The organism is Rhabdochlamydiaceae symbiont of Dictyostelium giganteum (assembly GCF_964291045.1).
In the GTDB taxonomy this organism is placed as follows: domain Bacteria; phylum Chlamydiota; class Chlamydiia; order Chlamydiales; family Rhabdochlamydiaceae; genus PALSA-1444.
In genome coordinates this window covers 1,000,766-1,019,551 of sequence record NZ_OZ197277.1, presented here as the reverse complement: position 1 = coordinate 1,019,551, position 18,786 = coordinate 1,000,766, and the positions used below count along the sequence as shown (strand labels likewise).

14 protein-coding genes and 1 other RNA gene are annotated in these 18,786 nt (G+C 38.3%); 9 read left to right on the top strand and 6 right to left on the bottom strand.

Translation table 11 applies throughout. The features are described from left to right. Positions 1–58: 58 nt before the first annotated feature. Entirely contained in the window at positions 59–217 is a 159-nt protein-coding gene (locus ACI7T6_RS03550) for a hypothetical protein (RefSeq protein ID WP_404665045.1), read from the bottom strand. Between the two features lie 138 nt (positions 218–355). Between ACI7T6_RS03550 and cyoE the strand changes: the two genes are divergently transcribed. After that, entirely contained in the window at positions 356–1,213 is an 858-nt protein-coding gene (gene cyoE, locus ACI7T6_RS03545; RefSeq protein WP_404665044.1) for a heme o synthase, read from the top strand. A 46-nt stretch (positions 1,214–1,259) separates the two neighbouring features. On the opposite strand, the gene ssrA is transcribed toward cyoE, so the two are convergent. Next, positions 1,260–1,617: a transfer-messenger RNA gene (gene ssrA, locus ACI7T6_RS03540) on the bottom strand. 65 nt (positions 1,618–1,682) lie between these two features. Here ssrA and ileS point away from each other — a divergent pair. From ileS to ACI7T6_RS03505, 6 genes are all read left to right on the top strand, one after another. Further along, a complete protein-coding gene (ileS, locus tag ACI7T6_RS03535; RefSeq protein WP_404665043.1) occupies positions 1,683–4,784 on the top strand; it encodes an isoleucine--tRNA ligase in 3,102 nt (1,033 codons plus the stop codon). Between the two features lie 10 nt (positions 4,785–4,794). Then, positions 4,795–5,043 carry a hypothetical protein gene (locus ACI7T6_RS03530; RefSeq protein ID WP_404665042.1) on the top strand — a complete coding sequence of 83 codons (249 nt, stop codon included), beginning with the start codon at positions 4,795–4,797 and terminating at the stop codon, positions 5,041–5,043. A gap of 45 nt (positions 5,044–5,088) precedes the next feature. Continuing rightward, on the top strand, positions 5,089–6,105 hold the full coding sequence (pdhA, locus tag ACI7T6_RS03525; protein WP_404665041.1) for a pyruvate dehydrogenase (acetyl-transferring) E1 component subunit alpha: 1,017 nt from the start codon (positions 5,089–5,091) through the stop codon (positions 6,103–6,105). Beyond that, entirely contained in the window at positions 6,102–7,082 is a 981-nt protein-coding gene (locus tag ACI7T6_RS03520; RefSeq protein WP_404665040.1) for a pyruvate dehydrogenase complex E1 component subunit beta, read from the top strand. Before pdhA ends, ACI7T6_RS03520 begins: the two co-directional genes overlap by 4 nt. A gap of 17 nt (positions 7,083–7,099) precedes the next feature. After that, the gene (locus ACI7T6_RS03515) at positions 7,100–8,404 is read left to right on the top strand and encodes a dihydrolipoamide acetyltransferase family protein (protein WP_404665039.1); all 1,305 of its coding nucleotides are present in this window, start codon (positions 7,100–7,102) and stop codon (positions 8,402–8,404) included. A 3,764-nt stretch (positions 8,405–12,168) separates the two neighbouring features. Next, positions 12,169–12,786: a hypothetical protein gene (locus ACI7T6_RS03505; RefSeq protein WP_404665038.1), complete on the top strand. Its 618-nt coding sequence runs from the start codon at positions 12,169–12,171 to the stop codon at positions 12,784–12,786. Positions 12,787–13,391: 605 nt separating this feature from the next. Here ACI7T6_RS03505 and ACI7T6_RS03500 read toward each other — a convergent pair. Next, entirely contained in the window at positions 13,392–14,147 is a 756-nt protein-coding gene (locus tag ACI7T6_RS03500; RefSeq protein WP_404665037.1) for an IS5 family transposase, read from the bottom strand. 110 nt (positions 14,148–14,257) lie between these two features. On the opposite strand from ACI7T6_RS03500, the gene ACI7T6_RS03495 reads away from it, so the two are divergent. Together ACI7T6_RS03495 and ACI7T6_RS03490 are read left to right on the top strand one after the other, a co-directional pair. Further along, on the top strand, positions 14,258–14,524 hold the full coding sequence (locus ACI7T6_RS03495) for a hypothetical protein (protein WP_404665036.1): 267 nt from the start codon (positions 14,258–14,260) through the stop codon (positions 14,522–14,524). Positions 14,525–15,073: 549 nt separating this feature from the next. Next, a complete protein-coding gene (locus ACI7T6_RS03490) occupies positions 15,074–15,718 on the top strand; it encodes an IS982 family transposase (RefSeq protein ID WP_404665035.1) in 645 nt (214 codons plus the stop codon). Here the strand turns inward: ACI7T6_RS03490 and ACI7T6_RS03485 are convergent. The 3 genes from ACI7T6_RS03485 to ACI7T6_RS03475 all read right to left on the bottom strand — a co-directional run bounded on the left by ACI7T6_RS03485 (position 15,687) and on the right by ACI7T6_RS03475 (position 16,716). Then, positions 15,687–16,133: a transposase gene (locus tag ACI7T6_RS03485; RefSeq protein ID WP_404665034.1), complete on the bottom strand. Its 447-nt coding sequence runs from the start codon at positions 16,131–16,133 to the stop codon at positions 15,687–15,689. The genes ACI7T6_RS03490 and ACI7T6_RS03485 overlap by 32 nt on opposite strands. Positions 16,134–16,138: 5 nt before the next feature. Beyond that, positions 16,139–16,498, bottom strand: a complete 360-nt coding sequence (locus ACI7T6_RS03480) for a transposase (protein WP_404665033.1) — start codon at positions 16,496–16,498, stop codon at positions 16,139–16,141. A 71-nt stretch (positions 16,499–16,569) separates the two neighbouring features. Further along, positions 16,570–16,716, bottom strand: a complete 147-nt coding sequence (locus ACI7T6_RS03475; protein WP_404665032.1) for a hypothetical protein — start codon at positions 16,714–16,716, stop codon at positions 16,570–16,572. Positions 16,717–18,786 lie beyond the last annotated feature (2,070 nt).

Here is an 18,786-nt window from a genome sequence, read left to right as displayed (position 1 = left end):
TGATCAACGTGGTATCCCCATGCCTATCCAAGAAATCTCTTATCTAAAAATAAAATCTTTAAAGCAGCTTTTTACAAGCACATTCTAAGCTGCATTCACAGTCAGAGAGGCATTTACAGATCTCTTTATTGCAATCTGTTTTTTTCTTTGAAGGGGTGCAAGAGAAGAGGGTGCAAATGGAGGCAAGCATCATTAAGATGAGTAGAGCTGTTTTCATCGTTATCCTTAAGGAGAGTTTTTTTTGGATGTAACACACCCTCTCATTTTTCATAAATAAAAAAATATGTTTTTACTTAATACTCTCTTTTTGCTTAAGAAGTGAGATAAGAGAGTGTATTAAAGTAGGGCGGTAGCAATGTATAGATTTAAGATGAAGGGGTACATCAAACTGATGAAACCTGGCATCATTATAGGGAATTTGATCACAGCTACTGCTGGGTTTTTTCTCGCAGCAAGAGGAGATATTTCTTATCTTCTTTTAACCAAAATGTTAATGGGGCTTTTTTTCATCGTAGGCTCAGCGTGTGTGATCAATAACATCTGGGATGTGACACTTGATCAAAAAATGGAAAGAACAAATTCTCGTCCGCTTGTGAAGAAAACCGTGTCTCTTAAAGAGGCGCAAGTTTTTGCTTTGATGCTTTGGGGTTTAGGATCTTTTATCTTAGCTATGACAACTCCTCATAGTACGCTCCTTTTTGCTTGGATAGGACTCTGTGTTTACACCTTGATCTACACCCCCTTAAAACTAAGAAGCCGGTATGCCACAGAGGCGGGAAGCCTTGCTGGAAGCATGCCCGTTCTTGTAGGATATTCTGCTGTTAGGGGAGATGTAGGGGTTGATGGGTGGATTCTTGGGGTGATGGTAGCTCTTTGGCAAATGCCCCATTTTTTTGCCATTACCCTTTACCGATTCAAAGATTACCAACAGGCAAATGTTCCTGTTCTTCCAGTAGCTTCTTCTTTAAAAGAGACGAAGCTGTACATATTAGGGTACATTATAGCGTTTACCGTTGCCTCCATGTTTCTTTATATAGGGGGCTACTTAGGGGCGTTATATGGAACACTTATGATGGTATTTAACACCATTTGGATGACACTTAGCGTAAAAGGATTTTTTACACATGAAAATGGGGCTTGGGCAAAACAGATTTTTCAGTGGTCTCTTATCACAATACTTGCCTTAACACTTGCTATTATCTGGAGCTTTTAAAAAGGGAATAAAAAAAGGACCTAAATTGTTAGGTCCTTTAAGAGTTAGGAGGTGGAGAGATTCGAACTCTCGTGCTAAGCAAACATCCCACTTATGACTACATGCTTATCGCCTTCTATGTAATGATCAGTGCTGGAAGGCGCCCCAAATCTGACCATTTTCCCTTTGAATATCTCGGCTGTTTCTTCTCAAAGGGTAAACAAGAAAAGCCACGCCAAGATTTATGACGATAGGACTCAAAGCTCTTGGCCAGGCAATGAACTATCGGAATCAGGAAGCGGTTAAGCTGCTAATTCAAAGACGTTTTGTTCGTCAGTTACTGTTTTACCGATGGATTAAGGAGGATATCGATAACCTCCGCATGCCACAAATCTTCAGCTTCCTAGTCGAAGCCTTTCACCCCCATAACCTTCATTGTATCATAATGAAAAATAGGATACAATTGCTTCTCTTTGTAAGGGGAGCGATTATGTTTGAATTAGGTAGCCGGGATTCATTTTCAGAAAAAGAGCGCAAAATTTTAGATTTTTGGGAAAAAGAAGCAATTTTTCAAAAATCGCTCGATCAAACTCAAAATGGTCCTCTCTTCTCTTTTTATGACGGCCCTCCTTTTGCAACAGGACTTCCTCACTATGGACACCTCCTTGCTGGAACCATTAAAGATGTTGTGCCAAGATTTTGGACCATGAAAGGGTATCACGCAAGGCGCCGGTTTGGATGGGATTGCCACGGCCTTCCTGTGGAAAATGAAATTGAAAAGGCCCATAATCTATCAGGCGCTCCTGAAATTGAGCAGTTTGGAATTGCTCAGTTCAATGAAGAGTGTAGAAGCATTGTCCTTCGTTATACAAAAGAGTGGAAAACAACGGTTAACCGGATGGGACGGTGGGTTGATTTTGATTCTACATACCATACGATGGATAAATCCTTCATGGAATCGGTATGGTGGGTGTTTGGTGAGCTTTATAAAAAAGGGCTTGTGTATGAAGGGTTAAAAGTGATGCCTTTTTCTGCAAAGCTAGGAACCCCCTTATCCAATTTTGAAGCGAACCTCAACTATAAAGATGTCGATGACCCCTCTCTTGTTGTTACATTTCCTCTTACAAATGCGCCTGATGTCTCTTTACTCATTTGGACAACCACCCCTTGGACACTTCCCTCGAATTTAGCAGTAGCTGTTCATCCTGAGCAACCTTATGTAAAAATTAAAGATTTAGAAACGGGAAAACTTTTTATCTTAGCAGAGGCAAGAGTTAGTGCGTATTTCAAACAGGTAGAAGTGATCGCTGTCATGAAAGGGAAAGAATTAAAAAATATCTCTTATGAACCTCTGTTTACCTATTTTAAAGAGTCCTATCCTCACGCGTTTCGGGTCTTAACCGATGAGTTTGTGTCGATGGAAGATGGAACAGGTATTGTGCATATGGCTCCAGCTTTTGGAGAGTCAGACTTTTTTATCTGCCAAAAAGAGGGGATTGATCCTGTTTGCCCGATTGATCAAAATGGAAAATTTACCTCTCAAGTTCCAGATTATCAAGGCGTCTTTGTTAAAGATGCCGATAAAGAAATCATACGGTCTTTAAAGCAACGAGGAAGAGTTTTCTTACATACCCAGATCCGTCACCGCTACCCTTTTTGCTGGAGATCTGACACCCCTCTTCTTTATAAAGCCGTCACAACATGGTTTGTGGCTGTTGAGACACTCAAAGAGAGACTTTTAAAAGCCAATGCAAAAATTAAATGGGTCCCAGGTCACATTCAAGAGGGAAGATTTGGTAAGTGGTTAGAAAATGCAAGAGATTGGGCGATATCACGTAATCGGTATTGGGGAACCCCGATTCCTCTTTGGAGAAGTGAAGATGGCGAGATCATTGTCATTTCAAGTGTTCAAGAGTTAGAAGAGAAAACGCAGCAAAAAATACCTGATCTTCACCGCCACTTTATTGATGATCTTAACTTTGAGCAAGGGGGTAAAACCTTTAGACGGATTCCTGAAGTGTTTGACTGCTGGTTTGAATCAGGATCGATGCCGTATGCGCAAAATCACTACCCGTTTGAGAATAAAGAGCTCACTTTGCAGTCGTTTCCAGCCGATTTTATTGGAGAGGGTCTGGATCAAACAAGAGGGTGGTTTTATACGTTAACAGTTCTTTCTACCGCGTTATTTGATGAGCCAGCTTTTAAAAACGTGATTGTTAACGGCATCATTTTAGCTGAAGACGGGGCTAAAATGTCTAAGCGGCTTAAAAACTACCCAGAGCCTAATCTTATTATTGATCAATTTGGAGCAGATGCTGTTCGTCTCTATTTAATCAGTAGCCCAGCTGTCACAGCAGATGACTTAAGGTTTTCGGCAAGAGGCGTTGAGCTCATGGTAAGACAAGTGTTAATTCCGCTTTGGAACTGCTATGTCTTTTTAGCCACTTACGCAAATATCTACAATTTCACACCCAAGGCGTTTAATCTCCGTCCTCAGGCAGATATTGATCAGTGGATCTTATCAGAGCTTCAGCAGTTAACGCAGTCTGTCACAGAATCCATGGAGGCGTATCTTTTACAAAAAGCTGTTGAGCCCATCATCCAATTCATTGATAAACTGACCGATTGGTACATCAGGAGATCAAGATCGAGGTTTTGGCAAGATGAGGCCACAGTAGACCGTGAAGAGGCGTTTAGCACCTTGTACCATGTGTTATTAACGCTTTCTCAAATCCTAGCTCCTTTTGCTCCTTTTATCAGTGAATCGATCTACCAAGGACTCAAAAAAGAAGAAGATGCGCTTTCTGTGCATTTATGTAAGTTCCCTGAATATAATCAAAATCTTAGACTTAAAGATTTAGAAGAGGAGATGATGAGGGTTCAACAAGTTGTGAGCCTAGGACATAGTTTAAGAAAAGAGCACCATCTTAAAGTGCGGCAACCGTTAAGAGCAGCGCATATCATCTGCGCAAATGCTTCTATCTTAGAATCGTTAAGAGAGCAAAAAGAACTCATTCAAGATGAACTTAACGTTAAAGATATTTGTTTTCATGAAGAAGAGGGGCTTTTTGTCACGCTCAAAGCTAAACCCAATTTCCGTATTTTAGGGAAAAAAGTGGGACCTCTTATGAACGGGGCGCAGGCAGAAATTCAAAAGCTCTCTCTTGAGAGGCTAAAAGCTCTTTTAAGTGGAAATACCATAGAGATCACCGTTCAAGATACCGTGATGACGTTAACACCAGAAGATGTGGCTGTTGAAAGAGAAGTGAAACCGGGTGTCATTGCGCTGACAGAAGGGGATTTAACCATTGCTTTAGATACAGAGCTATCAGAAGATCTGATTTTAGAAGGAGCTGCAAGAGAGCTTATCAACCGCATTAACACGCTTCGAAGAGAAAAAGATTTTGCCGTCACAGACCGTATTGAAGTCCGTATTCAAAGTGATGCGTTCATTCAAAAAGCGTTTGAGGCACATCAAGACTATGTATGTCATGAAACACTCTCTTTAAAAGTCGAATTTATAGCATGTGAGGGAGAAACGGTAGATATCAACGGATACCCAGTGCTCATTGATCTTAAAAAGATCTCTTAAGGGGCAAAAGATGCATAAGGGACTTGTTTGCAATAATTCTAAAAAGGGGTATGATGCTCTCTCGAATAGAGAATCAAAAATAGCAAGATGTCAGGCGATGAAGCTCAGTAAAATCACTTTTGTTCTACTCAGCTTTTTAATGACAGGGTGCTACCGCATCTCCCCTGAAGAAGACTATATCTCCACGATTCCTATTACCAATAATCGTCAGGCGATGCCAGGGATTCACCAAGCAGCCCCTTTTCCAGCCGTCTTTTAACCTAAAGATGATGGGATAAATTTATTAAGGTTAAAAACAGCAGTCATGGAAAAGCAACCGATTAAATACCATTTTTTTGATAGCCAAGATCAAGAGATCATGCAGCTCATGGGCCCAAAAAAGCTCATTCAAGCGCTGCAAGATATGCTCCTCATTCGCCATTTTGAGCTAAGGGCAGAGTCTGCCTATCTTCAAGGAAAAATTGGGGGATTCTTCCACTCTTATATGGGACAAGAGGCGATTCAAACTGCTGCTGTTCATGTGATGGGAGATCAGCAGTGGTGGGCAACCTCTTACAGATGTCACGCCCTCGCGCTTCTTTTAAAAGCTAAGCCCCGAGAACTCATGGCAGAGCTGTTTGGAAAATCTACAGGCAATGCAAAAGGGAGAGGGGGCTCTATGCACCTTTATACCGACCAGCTTCTTGGAGGATTTGGGATTGTAGCAGGTCAGGTTCCCATTGCAACAGGCGCTGCTTTTTCCCTAAAGTATTTAAAGAAAGAAGGTGTGGCTATATGCTTTTTAGGAGACGGGGCAGTGGCTCAAGGGTCGTTTCATGAAGCGTTAAATATCGCCTCTTTATGGAATCTTCCTTGCATCTATGTGATTGAAAACAATCAGTGGGGCATGGGAACAGCTGTTTCTAGAGCTATTGCTTCTTCTCCCATCGGAGAAAAGCAGGCCATTTCTTACAATATGAAGTCTTACACATTAGATGGAATGGATTTTTTTAACTGCTATGCAGGATTTTCAGCGATTTTTGAAGAAGTTAAATCCACCTCTAAACCTGTTTTAGTAGAAGCTGTGACCGAAAGATTTAAAGGGCACTCCATTTCAGATCCAGGGCTTTACCGCTCTAAAGAAATGTTAACAAACTGCATGCAACGCGATCCTCTTCACCTTTTTTCTAAAAAACTCATCGATTCTCACATCTTGACAGAAGATGCATTTAAACAGCTAGATCAAGAGCAGAAAAAGATTGTCATGGACGCTTTAGAATTTGCTGAAGAGAGCCCCTGGCCAAGCCCTATTGTTTTAGGAGAGGATGTTTTTTCCTTATGAAGATGCAACTGATTGATATGAGAGAGGCTCTTAGACAAGCCATTGATGAAGAAATGACAAGAGACTCTAGGGTCTTTATCATGGGAGAAGAAGTTGCTGAATATAACGGCGCTTATAAAGTCACCAAAGGGCTTTTAAGTAAATGGGGATCTGAAAGAGTCATTGATACCCCGATTGCAGAAGAGGGGTTTACGGGGCTTGCTATTGGGGCTGCAATGACAGGTCTTCGCCCGATTGTAGAATTCATGAGTTTTAACTTCTCCTTTGTGGCAGCAGATCAAATCATTTCTAATGCAGCCAAAATGTATTACATGTCAGGAAACAGGTTTTCTGTTCCCATTGTGTTTAGAGGCCCTAACGGGGCTGCAGCTCAAGTGTCATCGCAACACTCGCACTGTGTTGAGGCGCTATATGGAAATATCCCTGGCTTAATCATTTTAGCGCCGAGTAACCCGTATGATGCCAAGGGTCTTTTAAAGTCAGCCATCCGTAATAACAACCCTGTCCTGTTTTTAGAAAGTGAGCTCTCTTATAATGACAAGATGGAAATTCCTGTAGAAGAGTACCTTGTCCCGATTGGAAAAGCCCGTATTGTGAGTGAAGGAACGCATATCACCTTAATTGCTCACGGAAGAATGACCCTTCTTTGTAAAGAGGCGGTAAAACTTCTCTTAGCGAAAGGCATTTCCGTTGAGCTCATTGATTTAAGAAGTGTAAAACCTTTAGATATTGCTACAATTACAGAGTCTGTAAAAAAGACTCACCATGCAGTGATTGTAGAAGAGGGGCACTCCTTTGCAGGTATTTGTGCAGAGGTGGCTTTTGAAATTCAAAAGCGGTGTTTTGATTTTCTCGATGCCCCAGTTGCCCGTGTAACGCAATTAGAAACGCCCATGCCTTACTCTAAAGTGTTAGAAAAAGAGACGATTCCAACAGCTGAGCGCATCATGCAAACTGTTTTAGACACCCTACATTAAGATCACTAGAGGATATTATGCCATTTACTTTAACGATGCCAAAATTGTCACCCACAATGGAAGAGGGAGTCATTGTCAAATGGTGTAAACAAGAAGGAGATTTTACTCAGGTAGGAGACACTCTCTTTGAAATCGCAACAGATAAAGCAACGGTTGAACACTCTTCTCTTGATGAGGGGTACTTACGTCAAATTCTCATCCCTCAAGGATCTTCTGCCTTTGTTAATCAAGCAGTGGCTATTTTTACAGAGACAAAAGAAGAGAGCATTGAAGGGTATATCCCTACAGGTATTTCTCCTACAATACAAAAGATCGTAAGCGAGATATCTTCTGATACATTAAACCCTGTTAAAGAGCAAAAAACCACCCCAGTCTCTTCTTCAATAGGACTTACGCAGCCTCTTTTTAAACCGGAAGAGCCGCTGACAAACTATCAATTTAACTCCCATAAGGCACCTCAAAGTGCCCATTTAGCAGCGTCTCCTCTTGCAAAAAAGTTAGCTAAAAGTAAAGGGATTGACTTAAGCACCGTTAAAGGATCAGGTCCCTTGAACCGTATTTTAAGCCGGGATCTAGAGCTTGGACAGCCTGATTTACCTGTCACCTTTAGCCGCAATGAATCTCCCAAAGAAGTTCCAGGGGCGTTTGAGGAAGAAGGGCTTACTCCCATGCGAAAAACGATTGCCTCAAGGCTACAAGCTGCAAAAACGTTTATTCCCCATTTTTATGTCTCTATCGAGATTCGGTGTGAAAAGCTCCTTGCCATTAAAGAGCAGCTAAAAGCTGTAGGGCTCAAAGTTTCTGTCAATGATCTCATCATGAGATCAGCCGCTCTTACGCTCCGTGAGCATCCTAAAGTTAATAGCGGATTTGACTCAGAGCAAAATAAAATCATCCGCTTTAAAACAATTGATATAGCCGTAGCTGTTTCGATTCCAGATGGACTCATCACCCCCATTATTCGGCATGCAGATTTTAAAAATATTGGAGAGCTTTCAAAAGAGCTGAGAAGACTTGCGCTTCTTGCTAAAGAAGGAAAACTCTCACGAGAAGAGTACATGGGCGGCTCGTTTACTCTTTCAAATTTAGGGATGTATGATGTGTCTGACTTTATCGCTGTCATTAACCCTCCGCAAGCAGCTATTTTAGCGATCAGTAGTATCTTAGATAAAGCTGTTGTAGAAAATCAGCTCGTAGTTCCTGGAAAAGTGATGATGCTTACACTCTCCGCTGATCACCGGGTAATTGACGGAGTAGATGCTGCGCTTTTCTTGAAAACATTAAAGAAGTATCTCGAAAATCCTGCCTCTCTTTTAATCTAGGGTAGGTCTCTTTTCTTTTTAAGCCTTCTCTTAGGAGAAGGCCCTTTTTTATGAAGAGCTTTAAAACCCTCTTATCCATTTATCCCACATTCTGTCTTCTATTCATGATTTAGATGAATTTTGCTCTAACCTACATCTAGAAGGAGAAATGGCTTTGAATCATTATATTAAATATTAAAAAAAATCTCCTCTTTTTCAAAGATCAAAAAAATCTTGATTAAATAGAATGATGCATTTCATAGTAATCTTTTTCAATCAAATCATTTGAGGTTCAAGATGGATATTCATACAAAATCCTTTACTGAAGCAGGGCTGATTAAACTATCGCTACCTTCTTCTGATTCGTTAACTACTAAAACTCGGCTCTATGGTTTTGCTGATGAAACACCAGAGGGGGTTGTAAAGATTCAGAAAATATTTGAGCTGAAAGTTAAAGGGAAAATTTATGACGGTATTATCAGTGAAATGTGTAAAGACGTTTCAAATAAGCCGTATTTATTAAGAAAAGGAAGTCATTTTAAGCTGATCTCAAAAGAAGAGGCTCTTTTATTGATTTGTGGGAATTGGGGGGATGTCTACTATGAATTAAGAGAGTATAGAAAAGCCATCTCATACTACGAAAAAGATTTAAAAACTGCTCTAGAATTAGAAGATAAGGGTGAAGAAGGGAGGGCTTATAGTAATTTAGGGATTGCTCACCATCAGTTAGGAGAAATTCGGAAAGCAAAAGATTTCCATAAGAAGCATTTAAAGGTTGCTCAAGAGTGTCAAGACAAAGTGGGGGAAGATAAAGCTTATGGCAATTTGGGTAACGCTTATGATTCTTTAGGAGAGATTTGTAAAGCAATTAACTATCATGAAAAAGCTTTAAAGAGTGCTCAAGAGCTTCAAGACAAGGCAAGAGAAAATAGGGCTTATGACAAATTGGGAATTGCCTACCAAAAGTTAGGAGAGATCCGTAAAGCAATCCCTTATTATGAAAAGGCCTTAGAGATTGCTTTAGAGCTTGAAAATAAGGCGGGTGCAAGTAGGACTTATAGCAATTTAGGAAATGCTTATTATTCTTTAGGAGATAATCATAAAGCAATCGGCTTCTATGCAAAAGCTTTAGGGATTGCCCTAGAGCTTCCAGACCGATTAAAAGAAGGAGTTGCTTATGGCAATTTGGGAAATGCCTACTTAGGGTTAGGAGAGATCTATAAAGCGATTGATTTCTATAATAAAGGCTTAGAGATTGCTCGAGAGCTTGAAGATGAGATAAGGGAAGGAATTGCTTATGGTAATTTGGGAAATGTCTATCTGGAATTAGGAAAACCCGATCAAGCAATCAATTATCAAGAAAAATATTTAAAGATTGCTCTAAAATTTTCAGATCGAGGAAGAGAAGGAGTTGCTTATGGCAATTTGGGAAATGCCTATTTGAAGTTAGGAAAGATCTATAAAGCAATCGATTTCTATGAAAAAGCTTTAGAGATTGCTCTAGAGCCTCCAGATCGAGTAAGGGAAGGGATTGCTTATGGCAATTTGGGAAATGCCTACCTAGGGTTAGGAAAGACCCATAAAGCGATTGATTTCTATAATAAAGGTTTAGAGATTGCTCTAGAGCTTCAAGACAAAGTAGGAGAAGGGATAGCTTATGATAATTTGGGAAATGTTCACCTAAGGTTAGGAAATATTCATAAGGCAATCGATTATCAAGATAAGCATTTAAAGATTGCTCTAGAGCTTTCAGACCGAGTAAGAGAAGGAATTGCTTATAACAATTTAGGCAATGCCCAATGGAAGTTAGGAGAAACTCATAAAGCAATCAATTTTCATGAGAAAGCTTTAAAAATTGCTCTAGAGTGGCGCAACAAGGTAGGAGAAGGCGGAGCTTATTGCAATTTAGGAAATGCTTATCAGGAGTTAGGAGATATTCATAAGGCAATTGATTATCATCAGAAGTATTTAGGGGCTGCTCAAGAGCTTCAAGACAAGGTAGGACAAGGCAGTGCCTATAACAATTTGGGAATTGCCTACTATTCTCTAGAAGAGATTCATAAGGCAATTGCTAATTATGTAAACGCTTTAGAAATTGCTTTAGAGCTTCAAGATAAGATAGGAGAAGGAATTGCTTATGGTAATTTGGGAAGTGCATACTATTCTTTAGGAGAAGGCGGTAAAGCGGAAGAATATTTTCGTAAAAGTGTTGAGATTTTTACCTTGCTTCAGCATGACGCAAAACGTGCTGAATGGCAAATCTCTATATTTGAGGAGTTATCTAAACCTTATATAGGTCTTGAATGGATGTTATTTCAGAGTAAAAATGCTGAAGCATTAGAGATTTCTGATACAAGACGTGCTCGAGCTCTCTCTTCTCTTCTACTTCAACATTTAAATTTTAAAGAGAATAAAGATTCTCATGTTAGGCCTCTTTCCATTCAAAACATGTACGATTTAGCTGAAAAATTTGATACGACTTTCATTATCTATTCTCTTAATTTTTTAAGTAAGGAACTCAACTCTATTCACGTATGGATTATATCTTCTGAGAAAAAGCCTCTCCAAGCACTTTCTCTTCCTATTCCAGAGGATGTATTTTCAAGGTTAGATCTCATTTTTAAAGCATTTCCTTATCAAATTGAAAAAACGCGTCCAAGAAAAGGAGAGAAACAACCGAACCAGATTTTTGAAGAAAGACTCTCTTCTTGGTACGAGCTTTTAATGGCTCCTCTAGAAGAGCATATTCCTTTACCTGGTTCTGGAAAAACCCTCACTTTCATTCCTGATGGTTTTTTAGCCCATCTTCCTTTTGGAGCTTTTTATAATCGTAAAAAAGATCAGTACCTGATTGAAAATTATCCGATTTCGATAGCTCCTTCTATGCAGATTGTCTCCCTCCTAGATCACCTTCCGAAAGAATTTCCTACTCAAGCTCTTTTGATGGGTAATCCTACAACTTCTGAGCAAAAATACAATAATCTTGAAAAATCTGAAGTTGAGGTACGTAATATCATCGCTCCACTTATGCAAAATTTTGATGTAAAAGTACTGACTCAGCAAGAAGCGACTGTAGGAAACGTTTTTACACACGCCCCTCATTCTAGGGTCATTCATATTGCAGGTCATGGGGTGGCTAATCAAAAACCTTTAGATGATCCCTACTCTGTCTTTGAAGGATTCTTGAGATTAGCACCAGATCAAAAACACCCCGCAGGCGACTTTCATGCAAAAGATGTGCATCTACTCGGATTAAAAGCTGAGCTTGTATTTATGAGCGCTTGCCATTTAGGAAGAGGAAATCTCAAAAAAGAGGGAAGTGTTGGGCCTATTTGGTCTTTTTTGGGGTCAGGCGCTAAATCAACAATTGCTAGTTACTGGCCGCTTCCTGAAGGAGATATGACTGTTAAGATGGTAGATACATTTTATAGGTCCTATTTGGGGATCAATACTCCTAAGCTTAATAAAGCAAGATCCCTGCAGAAAGCTATACTTACGGCGATGGAAACAGAGCGGAATAAACCCCGCCAATGGGGATCACTTTTTTTAGCAGGATTAATGGATTAGGGTCTGTATTGATAAAAAAATAATACAAAGAAGTTTGATTCACCAGATGAATACATGTATTTTTTATCAAATATAGAAGCATCCAAATGGATGCCACCTTGTAGGTAGATAGAGAATGGAGGATTTGATTTTTAAAAACAGATAGCTAAAAATAATTCATTCACAGAAAATTGTGATCATTGATGGAATTATCCACTTCATTAAAAAGGAGTTTTTTTATGAAAAATAGTCTTCATAAATCGATGTGCTTTTTTCTTATTATAGGATCGATGTTTGCTTTCATGAGCCCCTCATATCTTCATGCCAAGAATTTTACAAATAAAATGAAAGAAGGGCTGAGCCATATTGCCAAAATTATTGAAGAGGAACTAGATGAGTGCGGAATCAGCGCTGAAAAGATTCAATACCATATGAATCACTATCCTTGGAAAGGAGTGATTGAAAATAAAAATAAAGAGGGTCCTTTAACGCTTCAAAACTTCACCTTAAATGGACACTCAAGAGCTGTCATTGTTAAGCCTGGTGCAACGATTGAGTGTGAGATTGAGATGGGTATCGATGCTGCAAGCTCTAATCCGCTCTCACTCTACCAAGTGGTGATTGGACTTAAAAAAGCAGGCCCTCAGGTCATCATCGGAAATAGCTTAGGGACTATAGGAAGAAAGAGCGTAGAGAAATTTCAACTAATAGCTCCTAAAACACAAGGCGTGTATGAAGTTAGATATAGGCTTTGTGAAAATTTAACAGAGAAAGAGTCATTTTACTTATGGAAGAATGTTCAAGAGAGAGAATCTTCTAATATATCTACAATCGGCTTGATTATTGTAAAATCATAACGATTAATTTTGAAGAAAAGGCCATGGTTTAGATTCCCCACTCTATACACATGTGTATAGAGTGGGGAATCTACCTTTAGAGAGATATTAATTGATAACGATTTTGTCAGATAGATTCTTTGATAACCATGCATGTTTCAGTTTTGCTAATCTACTGTAGAAAGGGAACTTCCCAATACGGTAAAAGATTTTCCTTCTAGGAAATATTCAGAAATGTCCATTAACTTTCTATTTAAGATTAAATATTCAAATAGCCGTTTCATTGGTTATTACTCAAAGGGCTTTAGAGCCTTTTATCAATCTTAGATGGGTGCGTTGCAGATGTTTCGGAAGCAAAGCTTAAAATGAAGTAAAAAAACGGATAAAAGATTATTGATCAGAGAGGGTGTGTTGCATAAGGTCTGAAAATAGGATTTTTTATTGGAAAAAAACGCTTATAGTTCCCCTTTTATTAGGAGCTTTTATCCATTTTTTCTAGAAATCATTTGATTGATCATGCCTGATTTTACCCCAATTTCGATTCTTTTCCTTAGCGGACATCTACTTTTCAAGTTTCCACTGAAGGTTCTTTTCCATCTAGACATCATACTTTCAACTATAGCTCTTTAATTGTATCCCGTCATTTTTCCCCACAGAGATCTCGCCTCTAAGTCTCCGCCTAGTCCTTTAATAATATGAACAGCCTCATTTCTTTTTTCATAGACAGGCTCATCGCGGATAATCGCTCCTTTTCTAGGAGGTGTTAGAAGTTCTTTATTATATTTTTTAGCAAGGGCGTAGCAGTTTTCGTTATCAGCTATACCATCCATAAGAACTCTTCCTTTGTTGCTATTTGCTTTTTTGAGTGCTTTTTCAAAATGTGTTGTATCAGCCTCATACTCATTTCCAACTTCTGCTAAGATGATTTTTCCGCTTTCTAAATCCATTGCTATATGGAGCTTATTCCACTTCGATCTACCCCCATATTTAGAAGCACACCACTCTCCTTTTCCATACACTTTTAACCCTGTGGAATCTAATACAATATCTGTGATTTCTTTACGGTTAACTAGATTTTTAGGAAGGGGAAGATTCTTCATTCTCCTGCAAAGCTGTGTATAGGAAGGAGACTGCATATCAATGCCTTGAAGCTCAAGTATCTCTTGAAAAAAGCCTTCAGTTGCTCTTAAGCTTAAGTGAAAATAAAATCTTAAAGTGATCATTGCCACGATTAAAAAATCAGGGTAAATAAACGGACGGCCATTTTTTTTCTGCCTTTGAACCTCGAATTGTCTAAGGGTGTTGAAGTCAAACCAAAAACTAACTCTACCACGGTTAACTAAAGATCTGTTATATTTAGGCCAGTTACGCTGTAATCGCATGGGATTTCCTTTTTGTGTGGTAACTAAAAGTATAATCCCATGCTTCTTCTTTGATCAATAATTTTTTTATCCGTTTTTTTACTTCATTTTAAGCTTTGCTTCCGAAACATATGCAACACACCCGTGATAAACCTGTTTATGAAAAAAGAAATGAGGCTATCCAGATCATCAAAGGACTGGGAGGTGATCTAGAAGCAAGATCGATATGGGGAAAGCTAACTGGATACAGTCGAAGAGCGGTAGTCGAAAGTATGATGTCTAGGTGGAAAAGAACCTTTAGTGGAAGCCTAAAAAGTAGATGTCTGCAGAGGAGAAATGTTGAAGTTGCGGTCAAAGCAGGTATGATTAACAAAGTAACTTCTAGAAAATGTGGATAAAAGTTCCTGGGAAAGTGGAATTATTGTCATTTTTTTGCTCTAAAATATTGTTTTTCAGCATTAGTACAACAAACCCGATCAGAGAAGAAGCATGGGACTATATTTTTAGTTACTAAGCAAAAAAGGAAATCCCATGCGATTACAACGTAACTGGCCCAAATATAACAGATCTTTAGAAAACCTAAGGTAGAATTAGTTTTTGGTTTGACTTCAACGCCCTTAGACAATTCGAGACCCAGAGGCAGAAAAAAATGGCCGCCCGTCTATTTACCTTAGTTTTTTAACGCCAGTTTCACATCGACCAAAAAATATTTTTATTTTTAAAAGCTGTTGAAAATCAACCTTCTAAATGTTAATTTTTTTATCGAGAAAAACAATAAACAAGAAGGTTGAAAAATGAAAGAACTCGAATTAATTACTTTATTCTATCACGTTGATAATTTTTGTAAAATGTTTGAGCCTATCTGGGAAAAAAAACTTCTGGAAGGTCCCACATCTTCATCGAGATAGTGGAAAATAAGAAAATCCTCTATGGCTTTAAGTGAGATCATGACAATTGTCGTCTTCTTTCAAATCTTTAAATCACGGACTTTTAAAGACTATTATCTAGATCATGTCACAACATGGAAACACTTTTTTCCTAAACTTGTGAGCTATTCCAGATTTGTCTCCCTTATGAAGCAGGTTACTGTTCCCTTATATGTTTTTCAAAAAATCCTTCAAGGATCCTCCAAGGGGATTGCTTTTATAGATTCCACACCTTTAAGCGTATGTCATATATGCAGATCTTCATCTCATAAGCTTTTCAAAGATGTGGCTGCAAAAGGAAAAACTTCTACAGGGTGGTTTTTTGGATTAAAACTTCACGTCATTGTTAATCATAAGGGAGAAATTATCACATGGAGCTTGACCCAAGGTAATGTCAGTGATCTATCTCAAGTACAGCCGCTGTGTAAAAATTTAAAAGGTAAGCTTGTGGGAGATAGAGGATATATATCAAGTAAGTTATTTAACTTATTGATTGAAGAGGGTTTACAGTTACTTACAAGGATTCGCTCTAATATGAAAAACATTCTTATGGATACCTTTGATAAGTGCCTTTTGAAAAAAAGAGCTCTGATTGAATCCGTGTTTGCTCTGTTTAAGAGATGGTCTGCAAACCTTAATTCCCAAGTCTACTTAAGAGTAATCTAATGAATACCATCCAAATCATGGCCTTGCTTACAGTCAGTATCAACTCATAATCCTTTACCATACGCCTGTATTTACCCAGCCACGCGAATGATCTCTCTACAATCCATCTTTTAGCAACAACTTGAAATCCCTGAATAACTTTTAAAGAATTTGTCTTCAGACACCACCCTTCATTCCTTGGAACGGGCTGTACTTTTACCCCCTGATTCATGCACTCTTGTTCAAAATCCTTACCTTTATATCCGCTATCTGCAAAAACTATATTGGGAGTGTTCTCTTTGTATTTGTCTAACAGCAACTTAAATCCCTCTCGATCTCCTACATTAGCTGCAGTTAGTTCTAGTGCTAGAGGAAATCCTAAAGGATCAACGAGTAGATGCCTCTTACGTCCCTTGATTTTTTTTTCCTCCGTCAAAGCCTCTAATACCGCCTTTTTCTCCAGTCTTTATAGACTTGGCTATCAACAATCCCAGCTGATGGTTTAGGAGTTTTATTATTCCTCAGTCTCTCAAGTCGGTGGAGCTTCTTATAAATTTCCTCAAAAATCCCTTGCCTCATCCATCTTCTATGTTGTAGATAGACAGTTTTCCAATGGGGAAGATCTGAAGGAAAATACCTCCACTGGCAGCCTGTTTTTAAGACATAAAAAAACCCATTTAAGATTTCTCTCCGAGAGTATTTATAAGGTCTACCTCCCTTTGAAAAATCTGTTTCTACAAATTCTTTGATTAAATCCCATTCATGATCATTTAAATCAGAGGGATAATTTTGCCGAGCCATGGTTTTTTCCTCCTATGATTAGAAGAATAATTATACCATAATAGCAATTTTATTAAGTTTACAGACAGTCTCTAAGTGTTTGATCCCAGAATAAGCTGATTTTCTGCTACAAAAAGTTCTACAGGATGGGCAAGTTTCCCTTTTGAAGAAGAGCCTTTAAGCCGCTTTCCATCTACAATTAAGAGTTTATTTTCTAATCCTCCTGGAATATAAGACACTCACTGTTTCAATATTTGTTGTAATAAAGCAGGATGAATACGAGATAGAGCCCACCATAAAGTATTGTAAGAAGGAGTTGGAAATCGCTCTTGAACAAGCTTATTGATCCAATCAATGCCGTACTCTAGTAATAGAGTAATATCTGCCAAAGTATTTGCATTAGCTAGATAAGCAAATACGATACAGAATGTCAAAAACCAAAAGGGATATACGGTTTTAGAAGACTGTCTAGGATCGTTCACAGCTGAAAAAATTTCTTTAATCACAGCTGCAAGCTTTTGCGCCTCGAGGGGGGTCTAAAAACTTAATATAATCAGGGTCCTTAGTAACTCTACCCACCATTTATATTCTCCTATTTTAGAGAATAACGAAAACATAAGTCTCTTTTTTTTGTATATTTAAAATTTAAAATGTCATCAAATTTTGTTTATCAAAACGCCCTAATACAGTTGAAAAAATATAAACTTGTATTTTATAGTGGATTTTTTACACAAATTTTATAAGGTTATAAATGGAAAGTTCTTCAAAAATCTTAAGTAATGTAGGTTTCACTAAAATTTCTATCCTTTCTTCTCATATTTCTAACGATAAAATTCGATTTTACTCTTTTGCAGATCAAACACCAGAAGGGATTGCAAAAATTCAGACACTCTTTACACTACAGATTAAAGGAAGAGAATACGCAGGAATGATTCATAAGATGTTTCAAGACATTCAGACTAAACCCTATCTTTATAGAATCGGTAATCAATTGGAGTTGATATCAAAAGAGGAGGTTCTTCGATTAAGAACGGAGATAACATCTAGCAAGTATTACGAGAATGAGCTAAAGAGTGCGCTAGAACTGAAAGATCAATTGGGAGGAGGGAGGGCTTATGGCAATTTAAGAGTTGCTTATGATAGTTTAGGCAAAATTCGTAAAGCTCTCGAATATTACGAAAATGAGCTAAAGATTGCTCTAGAATTTAAAGATCAAGTAGGAGAAGGGAGGGCTTATGGCAGTTTGGGACTTGCTTATGATATTTTAGGAGAAACCGATAAAGCCATTAGCTATTATAAGAAGGGTTTAAAGATTGCACTAAAGCTTAAAGATCACGTAGGAGAGATAAATGCTTATAGTAATTTAGGACTTGCCTATGATAGTTTAGGAAAAACTAACGAAGCCATCGACTATCATAAGAAGCATTTAATGATCGCGTTAAAATTCACAGATCGATTAGGAGAAGGGAGGGCTTATAATAATTTAGGGATTGCCTATCAGAAGTTAGGAAAAATTAATGAAGCCATCGACTATCATAGGAAGCGTTTAAATATTGCGCTCGAGTTTAAAGATCAAGCAGCAGAGGGGAGGGCTTATAACAATTTGGGTACTGCTTATGCTAGTTTAGGAAAAACTAATGAAGCCATTGATTATCATGAGAAATATTTAAAGATCCCTCTAGCGTTTAACAGTAAAGTAGGGGTGATGGGGGTTTATAATAATTTAGGAATTGCCTATCAGGAGTTAGGAAAAATTAATGAAGCCATCGACTATCATAAGAAGCATTTAACAATCGCGTTAAAGCTTGGTTATAAAGTAGAAGAGGGAAAGGCTTATAATAATTTAGGAATTGCCTATCAGAAGTTAGGAGAAATCAATATAGCTGTCCTCTACCACGAGGAATATTTAAAGATCTCTCTAGCGTCTAATGATAAAGTAGAAAAGATGGGAGCTTATAACAATTTGGGGCTCGCTTATGTTAAATTAGGAAAAACTAATGAAGCCATCGACTATCATAAGGAGCATTTAAAGATCGCGTTAGAGTTCAACGATCGAGTAGAAGAAGGAAAGGCTTATAACAATTTAGGAAACGCCTATCAGGAGTTAGGAAAAACTAATGAAGCCATCGACTATCATAAGGAGCATTTAAAGATCGCGTTAGAGTTCAAAGATCAAGTAGGAAAGATGGAAGCTTATAACAATTTAGGGATTGCTTATGATAGTTTAGGAAAAACTCGTAAAGCCATCAGCTATTATGAAAAGCATTTAAAGATCGTACTAGAATTTAAAGATCAAATAAGGGAAATGA